We start from the raw sequence: 10,227 nt of genomic DNA, 5'->3' as shown, positions 1-10,227 counted from the left end.
ATCGCTCCGTCACCGGAACCGCCCGTCTCAGCGGCAAATCGGCCCTCGTAGCTATCCGCGAACTCGTCGACGGCAGGTTCGTGGTCGCCTGATCAGAGCCCAATTGCTGACCCCGTGAGCAATTACGTGAAAAGCGGTTTGCGCAGGGCTTGGATCTCAAGGTCGTGGGCATCGAAGACTCCCTTATCGTTGCCGTGGCGGGTGTCATACTGCGGATCGCGCAGGAACGATGCGAGGAGAGTCAGGCGTGACTATTGAACATCTCCAGCCTGTTCCTCAGCGGCTCGCCAGAAACGCACTCGCAGAGTTTATCCATTTTGCTCAATTCGAATGTGCAGCATTTGGATCTGATTTAGATTGGAAGCGTCCAGATTGGGATGTGACAAATTATTGTCCGTTTCATTCCAACAACTCCCATAAAAAAAGTATCATCTACTTCACGACACATGAAGGCGGAACGTCGAAATCAATGGCAGGTCGGACCGCGCTCGGCGAGCCATTCTGCTCATTAATGAAAGCAATTGTCCGCACTCGGCAGGAGGGTAATCCTCAAACAGGCAATCCACTTTCTCGCATCGTGAATGCATCGCGTGATCTCGAGCTTGAACTTGCCAATCGAAGCTTTGACCCCTGTCTACTTGTGCCTGGCGATTTCAGCGCCGCCGCTCGGAGGATTGCAAAACGCGCCACTGGAACAACCAAATATCGTCTAGGGCAAGCCTTGCAATTGATTGCAGATACCATTGATGAACATGGAATCGCCTTTGTGCGCCTCGATTGGCGAAATCCATTCTCTAGGAAAGCAAATAATGGAAGCCGCGAAAGTGCCGTAGCAGTCAAGGCTAGAGAAGATAAAATGCCTGATGAAGAGATATTGGATGCACTATCTTCAATATGGAATGAGATTGACAATGATAGTGATGCGGTTCTCATGGGGTGCATTACCTTGCTTCATTGCGCCCCTTGGAGGATCGTTGAAGTTCTGCGTTTGCACAAAGATTGCGAGGTCATCGAAGAGAGGGCAGGGCCAATCCGTCCGGGGTCTGGTCACCATGACAAGCCCCTCCTTCGTTATGGTCTTCGATATTTTAAAGAGAAATCGACCGAGCCAGACATCAAGTGGATACCGACTGTCATGATCGACACGGCTAAAAGTGCGATCGCCCGTATTCGCGACGCAACCGAGCCCGCCCGTCGCGTTGCGCAATGGCTCAACCGCAACCCCGGTCGAGCATGGCTTCCTGGCCCTGATGCTGACCCCGGAACAGAATATGATCTCGCGCAGGTCGCATCGCTCGTCGGCGTGAAAGATCGCGGCAGTGCAAATGCATGGCTTAGAGCGCGCGATGTCCCGATGAGGCCAGTGGGCCTTCCTAGTGGGAAACCTGGTAAACGATTCCTCGTGACCCGGGAGGCAATTGAGCAGGCTCTTGTGCTCCAGCAGAGATCGTTTGACGCCGGCCCCGGTGAGCCCGCTCTTCACGACCGCCTTTTCGTGTCTTTCAGGTATGCGCATGCTCAAGGCCGGCAAACGAGCAACTGCTTGGTTGAGTTGGTTTATGATCAGCAGATCAGTGACTTTCTTGGCGGACGACAATCTGTCGTAAGGTCTGGATTTGATCGGATCCTCGATCAACCGCAGTTGAAGGCCCGCACCCATCAACTTCGCCACTGGTTGAATACGCTTTCTCAAGCGGCTGGCTTGGAGCAGGGCCTCATTGCGAGGTGGTCGGGGCGCGATGACGAAGCCCAGAACAGCGAATATGACCATCTACCGCCCGCCATGCTAGCCGAGCATGCTCGCAACCTCGTGGCCGAAGGCAATGCCATTGGTCCCTTGGCTGACATCGACCTGAGTTTGCCGTTGGCAGACCGGGACACCTACCGCGAGACTGTAATCGAGACTGCGCATGTTACGGATATCGGGATCTGCCTCCAGTCGTGGATCACCTCGCCCTGCCCGGAATACGGCGCCTGCCCCACATGCGAGGCTACCGCAATTATCAAGGGCAACATGGCAGCCGATCAGCGAGCTCAACAGCTGCGCGATGACAATCAGTGGATCGCGGATCGCCTCGAAGCTGAAATTGATGACGGGACGCGCGGAGCATCACAACATCTCGCAGCCACCACAGCTGTTATTGGCGCGCTTGATAAGGTCTTGGCGATTCACCGGGATCCCACAATCCCCGATGGAACGCTGGTCCAGCCCAATCTTGCATCTCCGGTCCACTATGGCGGACAAGCCATCGAGAGCGCAAATGGCAACGGATAAAGCTCGTGGCCGATCGCGCGATGCGATCACCATCGACCGGCGCGATCAAATCGTTGCCCTTATAAATGACTGGAAGCCGACATGGGGAAAGCTGTCTGGCCCCGCCTTGGAAAGCAAAGTGCGGGAAGACCTTAAGCTGACGCTGACGCGCCAGGGCATGTTCAAGCACGCTGAGATCGATCAGGCATTTCGGTCAAAGAGGCAGACGCTATCAGGTGGCAAGAAGGCACGACCCAGATCGATCGAGGACAACGTCCTTCTGCAGCGTATCTCATCTCTCGAGCAGGAAAGAAGCAATCTGAAAGACACCATTCGTCGTTATGATGAACTCTTCATCCGTTACATATTTAATGCGAATGAGCACGGTTTCTCGGTAGATCAGCTTAGCAAGGCCCTTCCAAGCACGTTGGAGGGGGCATGATAGACGGTCGCAGTAATCGAGCTCGAGGCGAAGCGAACTATGTCGCGATCAGTGAATATTTCGAACGCGTGGGCTCCAAAATCCCCAGACGCCACGATGGTTCAGCGGACATAGCGAGAATCGTTGATGAAGTGCCGCTAAGTTCACGTGGCATCATCTATCAAAACTCTCGGAATCGCGACCTCTGCAACCACCATTTCAGATTACAGGGGATCGCGCCGATCGGGACACGCGAGGATCCTTCAGCCGGGGCGTCGCTGTGCCTTGGCGAACCTTCTGAGGAGCAAACCAGGCAACTGAAGCGCAAAATCGATCAGCTTGAACGTGAGCTCGCGGTGGCTCGCGGAGAGGTGCTCGAATGTCGCAAGGCGTTGAGGCGTTTTGGAGCAATCGAGAGGCACGTCGCTGAAACCGGAAGGCTCCCGCGATGAGCGGGATCGCGATACGAGCCACCATCGTTCATGTGCTGTTTAGCACGGCCCAAATGAGCGTATTTCGGGCCGATGACCATCTCAATGAGCGGCGCAGATTCGTGGCTCGTGATCTACCACGCCCGCCTGCCGTCGGCGAGTGCTGGCATGTTCACGGCTCGCTTGCTGATCATCCGATATATGGGCCACAGATAGAAGTTGCGGAAATGCGGGTGGTCCGGCCAGAGGGCAGGTTCCTTCCTCGCCTCCTCGCTGGCGATCGCTTCACGGGCGTTGGTGAAGCGTCTGCCAATAAGCTTTGGGATGCGCTAGGCGATCGATTGATTGAGGTGATCGAGGCAGCTGATCGCTCCACCTTGCGCGGCGTGCTCGGAGACACACCCCGGGCTCGTGCTCAAGTCGAAACCATTCTGCTCGAATGGCCCGGAGTGGCAGCGGAGCCTCAGATTTTCGCCGCTCTCGATAAACTCGGCGTGCCCAATCGCATCGCCTGCAAGCTTATAGACGTCTACGGCACCGATGCCGCAGCACGCGTAGAAAATGATCCATACCGGCTGCTGTCATTCGCCAGCTGGAAGGTTGTGGAGGAAGTTGCGAGATCTGTTGGAGTCGGTATCGATGATCCCCGCCGTTTAGCCGCAGCGTGCGAGATGGTTCTTCACCGCCGACTCGCGAGCGGCGACACGCTATTGCCCGAGATCGAGCTGAGAAAACGGGTCCGCACTTTGCTCGGCCAACCATCAGGATCAGACCCTTTAGAAGCAGCAGATCGCCTCTTAGCAGTGCGTCGCCGTAAGTCTGGCTGGCAGGCTTCGGGCCCGGCACTCATGGAGGAGGCTGTCGCAACGCGGATAGCGCGTGAGATCGCAGCCCAACCTGCCTCTGGAAAACTCCTTCCCCTAGCACTCCGTAAGGAAGGTGGATTTCCGCTGACGGCCAATCAGGGCGCTGCGGTTACGATGGCAATCAACAGTTCCTTCTCGCTCCTTGCTGGCGGCGCTGGAACTGGCAAGACCACAGTTCTGAAGTCCATATGCGAGGCGGCGAGCGCTAACGGCATTGCCGTTGAGATGATGGCTCTGTCCGGGCGAGCGGCACTTCGAATCCGCGAAGCCACCGGTCTGAAGGCCTGGACGATCGCAAGTTGGCTTGTTGGCGTCGAGGCGGGCCATGTCGATCTATCCAGTTCGCCACTCATCATCATCGATGAAGCTAGCATGGTAGATCTGGGATCACTGTACCGGATTCTAGTTGCTGCCCCTACCGGCTGCCGTTTCCTTCTCGTCGGGGATGATGGTCAGCTTCCGCCTGTGGGCTTTGGGTTGACGTTTCATGCCCTTCTTCAGGTTGAGGGTATCCCTCGAACAATGCTGACCGAGGTTATGAGACAGGCAGCGCAGACCGGCATTCCGAGCTTCGCGCAATCAGTACGCGACGGCGCTCTTCCACATATACAGCCATATCGGCGGGGTGTCAGCGCAGGCGTGACGCTCCTCGAGTGCAGCGATGCGATGGTGGCTGCGGTTGCTGTCGATGTTCGGCGGAACCATCCGGGCGCGCAAATAGTGGGATCAATCAAAGGTGGCGGCGGCGCAGCCGGCCGCGGCACGATGACTATGAATGGATTGCTTCGAGATGCTTGGGCGATCTCAAGAGGCCTCGACGCAACTGATTGGATTCCCGGCGAGCCGGTCATCTGGACGGTGAACGACTATGAGCTGGAACTCTGGAATGGTAGTCTTGGAAAGGTGATCCGCCGCAAGGATACGGCGCTCATCGTGAAGTTTGATGATGGTGAGCGGCACATCCCGGGTCACCTTCTTGAGCATCTCGAATCGGCGTGGGCAATCACGACTCACAAAGCTCAAGGCTCTCAATTCGACACTGTCATCGTTCCGGTAGTCAGGAGCCGTATTATGGACCGGACGCTACTTTACACGGCTGTGACACGTGCCAAGCACCAGGTCATCCTGGTGGGCGACTTTCATACTATTCAGGAGATCGTGGCTGGCCAGCCGAAAGCGCTAGCCCGCCGAACTTGGCTTATCGAAGCGCTGGCGCTAGGCCGGCAATCTGTACATCGGGTGGACATGGGTGAGACAGCGGATGTCGGTTTGACGTGAAACCGGTCGGCTCAACTTTCCAATGCGCGATGGAAGCTGAGAGAGTCTTGCCCTCAGCGCTCTGCGCCGCGCCTGCTCAACCCGCAGGATCTATAGCTATGTACGAGAGTCTTCAGGTTCACGGTCAACCGAATCAGGCTGACAATCAGCGAGCTCGATATCTCCAAGGATCTCGCAAGGCTTCACGCCCAAGCCCGCCGCTAACGAAAATAGGACGTTCAGCGAGATGTTGAGCTCCCCTCGCTCGATACGTCCGTAGCGTGCGCGCTCCACGTTTGCGAGTTGCGCGAAGCGCTCCTGAGAAACGCCTTTGGCTTCTCGGAGGGCGCGAATGGTCGTCGCGAGTTTCTTTTGGGCCGTACTGTACACTTGGCCGTTCAACGAAAAACTTGCAATCACGGCAACGCCATATATAGCCACGCCATATATGGCGTTATGTGTTAGCACGCTCGACTGGAAGATCTGACTGACACTTCCTAACGAACACCCTCGCCCCCGCGCTCGCTTGGGAAGGGTCGTTCGTCGTGCTGATGGTCGTAGGCTGTAGCGAATGTTGGCGATCGCTTCGAAACGCCGACGCACCGGAAAGTTGTGGGAGGCTCAAATTGAATCTCGTCGCGGACACTTCTCAAGGCGAAAGCCTTACACATGCATCGCGGAGGCCCTTCTCCTGTCTAGCACCTCTGATGCCTAAGGCTGCTCGCCGCCCAAGCGGTTCGATCCGATGAAGACCGACTTTTTAAGTTACGAGTACGTGACTTCGCCTTTTAGACCGGATTGGATCGGGGCATTGCCTCCGGGCGCGAAGATCGGCCTCATAACTGTGAGAAAAAACAGTCAGCGGCTCGTAACGGAAATCAGTTGGGGGACGCTCGACGATGCTGGAAGCGTAACGTCCGGGACCGTCACCATTCAGTGGAGGAGCCTAGAAATCAGTCCGCCAAGTGAGGCGGAAAAGCTCCGCCTTTATCGGAATGCCGCGAAGGCCCTCAACCGGCGCCTTCGCGGCGTGATCATCGAGAAAACCGACTATCGACCACGTAGTAGCCCGGAAACGTTATTTCATGAGGAAGCCCAAGTTAAGCCTTCTTGGCTTCGCGCGGAAGGCGACGCGTATGCACTCTTCGACGAACTTCGGATTGAGGTGGCTGAAGGCATCGGCTTCAAGACCTTCCTTCGACGATGGACGGAGAGTTCTGCAGAGAGACAGATAATCGCTATGCTGGAAGCGTTTCGCACCCTTCGCGAATTTCGCCGGCAAGTCACAGCACAGGTATTTGCTCCGGATTTCAAGCGAGCAAAGCCACCAAAGAATTTCAGCGACTTCATTCCGGGATGATGGTCGTGCGGATAGAAATTTGGCCTGGCGGTGACGAACAGGCAGCTTTCGAGATCGGTCGGATGGATATAGCCAACGTCGGCACCGTGGCTGATGTCGCCACCTATGCAGCCTCCGTCTCCCAGAGGGCGACTCCGACCCTTCGCGTGGCGAGTTTCGTCCGAAATGTAACGGTCGCATCTTATTCCCGGGAAGATGGCCCTTGGGCACTTGTTGCTAGGGTGCTCGGCGAAGCTGCCCGGGAACCCCTCAATAATCCGAAATCGTCGACCGATGTCCAGCGCAGGTAAGAACCGCAGCTCCAAGTTTGGAGAATATGACGCTGACCTCGATGATTGGACGCCCGTCTACTCGACAGCATTGTTTGATCCGACCCGGCCCCAGGTCCGGCTCGTGGGGTTGATTTCAAACGATCGCCGGAAGCGATTCCCCGATGGCCGATCCGTTTGTACCTCTCCGGTCCGCTCTTCACCCAACGCTATTGCTGAGGGTGCAATCGTGCGGACGGACAATACGCGCTACCGGTTGCTGACGCGCAGCTCTCGGGTTGCATTCGTGACAGAGTAACGAAGATCTAAGCTAGCGGGGCACCATAACTGCCTCTACATCGCATAGTACTCGGGCTTGCCACGGGAAGCAGCGCTTTGGGAAGGCGGGATAAGCGCGGAGCCCTCAAGCTTGCGCAGCGCTGATCCTGCCCTGCAACAACATTTGTTGGAGTCGCTGAGTGGACCGATCGCTATACGATGGGGCCTCTTAATCAGTTCGTGCTCGTGGTCTGCCCTCTGTCCAACTCGCATATCGAGTCCGCGCATTGCAGGGCAGAGAGGTGCGGACCATTCGGTCGATTTTGGGACCTTCTGCTCGGTCCGGTTTGGAGAAACGATGGCAGCATAGTGGACGTTCGAGCCACGATGCGCGATGGCGGCTTTGCGCCCCCGTAGCGGACGTTCAACGCCAACGGACATTTTTCCGAAAGCGGACGGTCATTCACCATGTCGATGGGGTATCGCTTTAGGGGTGCCGACGCTGGCGCCACTGGAGGCGACTCGCGGTTTATAACCGCCTCGCCAGCCGCTAGACCTCGCTCCCAGCAACCGATTATTCGCGGACCCAGCAGCTCACCGACATCGAACAGCAGATTGAAGACCCGGCAGCCTTCGCCGGGATAGAACGCCAGCGCGTCACGGAAGCACTGGTCGCGGCCAAACTATCCCGCAACCTTGAACGCCCGCGGGTGGAAGCCGATGGCCGCTTTGCCCGGGCCATTCGCTTGGCCAAGAAGGACGGCTCCTATCGCCAGAAACTCGAAACCCACTACGAGGCGCTTTGGACCGCCATGTGGTGGTTCGACGACCTACAACTTCTCAACGATAGCTACGATGAGTTTGCGGCAGAGGCGATTGGCGCCAGCCATATTCGCTATCTCGAATTTCTGTCGAACCTGCTGCAGCTCTTGTTCAATGCCGTAATCCACGATGGCCTGACGCGCGAGGAAAGCAAACTCGACGCGCGCGCCGGCGGGTTGCGCAAGGCGTTGCAGGCAATGGCCGACGATAGCGACCGCCCAAACAACAGCCTAGAAGCGCGGACATCGCTCATTTTGATGAAGCTCAATTTCGCCATCGTCGATCGCGATCGCGAGAACCTGTCCGGAATCTGGAAGAGCCTCGGCGACGTGCTCGATCAAGCCGAGGGTCCTTCCCGGTTTGAGCTTCGCAACCCAAACCTATTCGAAACTCACGGTGACCACCCGCGCTGCTGGCCGGACGCTACAGCGCGATATGGAAAGCGCGCGTCCGTCCAGCAGCGCTACTGTCGGAACCTACAGCACGCCTCGGGACGTGACCACCTCAGGCGATTGAGCTTTGCTTGGGCGAAGGCCACGCGATGTTGCTTTTCAGGGGACCGCGCATTCCACCCCTGTTCCTGCTCTACCTCGGTCTTCGCCGTTTCCGTTTCATGTTGCGGTAATAGCCAGCCCCCGTGCGTAGATCATTGCGTCATAGGCCTCATACAACGCTGTTAGAATGCGCTCTGCATGTTCGATGCGCCGCTCCCCGATTTTCTGTTTTCGCCAAGTAGCAAAGGTGTCGGCGGCTCTGAAAACCGCTGTGGCACCACTCAGGGGGCGTTACATAGAACGGGCACAGATATACGGTAGCGCCCTAACCTGAAGGGAAACCTCCAAAATGAGGTTTTACTTCACTGCATCAATCCGACAGAGTTTGCCGTATGGTGCGGCAGGTGCCGACCAGGAACGCCCTTCCGATGCGGCGCTGGGAAGTCGGCCATACCAACACCTGTCGTTCTCCGCCCTTCGAGCAGGTCGTCGAAGCCGCTGACAACGGTGCCCTCCAAGGCTTCCTAAAGCCTCCCCCAATGGAAGCCAGTGATTGCCTGTAAAAACGCCTTTCCTAACGATCGAATATCGTGCAATTATGATCGATAGAAGGCGGGGTAATCAATCGTGCGGTGGAACTGGCAGCTAACAGACTGGCCGAATTTTGCCTATGATGCCGCACGCCTGCGGCCTTTGGAAGACCGCTTTCTCAAAGGTGCAGGCGTGGCCGTGGGCGCCATGACGCATCTGCCGGAAAGCGACCGCAACCGCCTTACCATCTCGCTTATCGCGCAAGAAGCAGTCGATAGCTCAGCCATCGAAGGCGAGATCCTCGACCGCGCCAGCGTGCAATCCTCGATCGCGAATTATCTGGGCATTGCCGCCGAACAGCGTCGTGCCAATGCCGCCGAAGCCGGCATCGCTGAGATGATGGCTGACCTTTATCGCGGCTATCGCGCCCCGCTCACCGATGACGCGCTATTTCAGTGGCATGCCATGCTAATGAACGGGCGGCGCGATCTGGTCGACATTGGCCGTTATCGTCGCCACGAAGATGCGATGCAGATCGTTTCGGGTGCGCTGCACGCGCCCAAAGTGCATTTCGAGGCACCGCCATCAGCGGTCGTGCCTGACCAAATGCGCGCCTTCGTTCGCTGGTTCAACACCAGCGGCCCCGATGGCGCGCAGCCGGTCAGCGTGTTGGCGCGGGCAGGTATCGCGCATCTCTGGTTTGAATCGATCCACCCGTTCGAGGATGGTAATGGCAGGATCGGTCGCGCTGTTGCCGAGAAGGCGCTAGCGCAATGGCTCGACGCCCCGGCGATTACCGCACTAGCCGAAATGATCCAGCGCGCGCGCAAAGCCTATTACCAGCAGCTCCAGCACGCAAGTCAATCGAACCAGATCGACGAATGGCTGACCTGGTTCGCCGAAATCGCATTGGCAGCCCAGCAGCGCACGATCGAGCGCGTCGAGTTCCTAATCGCCAAATCCCATTTGCTCGAACGCCTGCGCGGCAAGATCAACCCCCGCCAAGAAAAGGCGCTCCTGCGCATGTTCGCCGAAGGAGTGGATGGGTTCAAAGGAGGCCTCAGCGCCGCCAACTACCGCACGATCACGGACGCGCCTTCAGCCACTGCCACGCGCGACCTGACCGATCTGGTACAGATCGGTGCGCTAAGGAAACATGGCGAACTCAAGCACACCCGCTATTTTCTCGAGCTACCGACATGACCACGGTGCAAAGCTTCTTCATAGACATCGATTACGACCCGGAATGCCAGTGTCGGTATGT

General features: G+C 57.3%; 8 protein-coding genes. 7 read left to right on the top strand and 1 reads right to left on the bottom strand.

Annotated features, from left to right (window positions below):
- Positions 1 to 247: 247 nt before the first annotated feature.
- Genes V2S85_RS24360 through V2S85_RS24345 form a run of 4 tightly spaced genes read left to right on the top strand, consistent with a single transcriptional unit; the run spans position 248 to position 5,250 of the window.
- Positions 248 to 2,275 (top strand): hypothetical protein, encoded by a 2,028-nt coding sequence (locus V2S85_RS24360; protein ID WP_330705383.1) that lies wholly within the window; start codon positions 248 to 250, stop codon positions 2,273 to 2,275.
- Complete coding sequence (locus tag V2S85_RS24355; RefSeq protein WP_330705382.1) at positions 2,262 to 2,696, top strand: hypothetical protein; 435 nt, start codon at positions 2,262 to 2,264, stop codon at positions 2,694 to 2,696. The genes V2S85_RS24360 and V2S85_RS24355 overlap by 14 nt, the downstream gene beginning before the upstream one ends.
- Positions 2,693 to 3,127, top strand: a complete 435-nt coding sequence (locus V2S85_RS24350; RefSeq protein ID WP_330705381.1) for a hypothetical protein — start codon at positions 2,693 to 2,695, stop codon at positions 3,125 to 3,127. The genes V2S85_RS24355 and V2S85_RS24350 overlap by 4 nt, the downstream gene beginning before the upstream one ends.
- Positions 3,124 to 5,250 (top strand): AAA family ATPase, encoded by a 2,127-nt coding sequence (locus tag V2S85_RS24345; RefSeq protein ID WP_330705380.1) that lies wholly within the window; start codon positions 3,124 to 3,126, stop codon positions 5,248 to 5,250. Before V2S85_RS24350 ends, V2S85_RS24345 begins: the two co-directional genes overlap by 4 nt.
- Positions 5,251 to 5,346: 96 nt before the next feature.
- Here the strand turns inward: V2S85_RS24345 and V2S85_RS24340 are convergent, their stop codons facing one another.
- The gene (locus tag V2S85_RS24340; protein ID WP_330705379.1) at positions 5,347 to 5,649 is read right to left on the bottom strand and encodes a helix-turn-helix transcriptional regulator; all 303 of its coding nucleotides are present in this window, start codon (positions 5,647 to 5,649) and stop codon (positions 5,347 to 5,349) included.
- Between the two features lie 325 nt (positions 5,650 to 5,974).
- On the opposite strand from V2S85_RS24340, the gene V2S85_RS24335 reads away from it, so the two are divergent.
- The 3 genes from V2S85_RS24335 (at position 5,975) to V2S85_RS24325 (ending at position 10,166) form a co-directional block, all read left to right on the top strand.
- A complete protein-coding gene (locus tag V2S85_RS24335) occupies positions 5,975 to 6,589 on the top strand; it encodes a hypothetical protein (RefSeq protein WP_330705378.1) in 615 nt (204 codons plus the stop codon).
- Between the two features lie 1,273 nt (positions 6,590 to 7,862).
- Complete coding sequence (locus tag V2S85_RS24330) at positions 7,863 to 8,618, top strand: hypothetical protein (RefSeq protein ID WP_330705377.1); 756 nt, start codon at positions 7,863 to 7,865, stop codon at positions 8,616 to 8,618.
- Between the two features lie 441 nt (positions 8,619 to 9,059).
- Complete coding sequence (locus tag V2S85_RS24325) at positions 9,060 to 10,166, top strand: Fic family protein (RefSeq protein ID WP_271182360.1); 1,107 nt, start codon at positions 9,060 to 9,062, stop codon at positions 10,164 to 10,166.
- Positions 10,167 to 10,227 lie beyond the last annotated feature (61 nt).

This window comes from Novosphingobium resinovorum, assembly GCF_036352595.1.
In the GTDB taxonomy this organism is placed as follows: Bacteria; Pseudomonadota; Alphaproteobacteria; order Sphingomonadales; family Sphingomonadaceae; genus Novosphingobium; species Novosphingobium resinovorum_B.
Note: the sequence above shows the minus strand (reverse complement) of the source record. Positions and strands in the feature narration are given on the sequence as shown.

What these genes read in the sequence shown, in the direction of transcription:
- V2S85_RS24345 (WP_330705380.1), top strand. Translation starts at nt 3,124, where the DNA reads ATGAGCGGGATCGCGATACGAGCCACCATCGTTCATGTGCTGTTTAGC.
- V2S85_RS24355 (WP_330705382.1), top strand. Translation starts at nt 2,262, where the DNA reads ATGGCAACGGATAAAGCTCGTGGCCGATCGCGCGATGCGATCACCATC.
- V2S85_RS24350 (WP_330705381.1), top strand. Translation starts at nt 2,693, where the DNA reads ATGATAGACGGTCGCAGTAATCGAGCTCGAGGCGAAGCGAACTATGTC.
- V2S85_RS24335 (WP_330705378.1), top strand. Translation starts at nt 5,975, where the DNA reads ATGAAGACCGACTTTTTAAGTTACGAGTACGTGACTTCGCCTTTTAGA.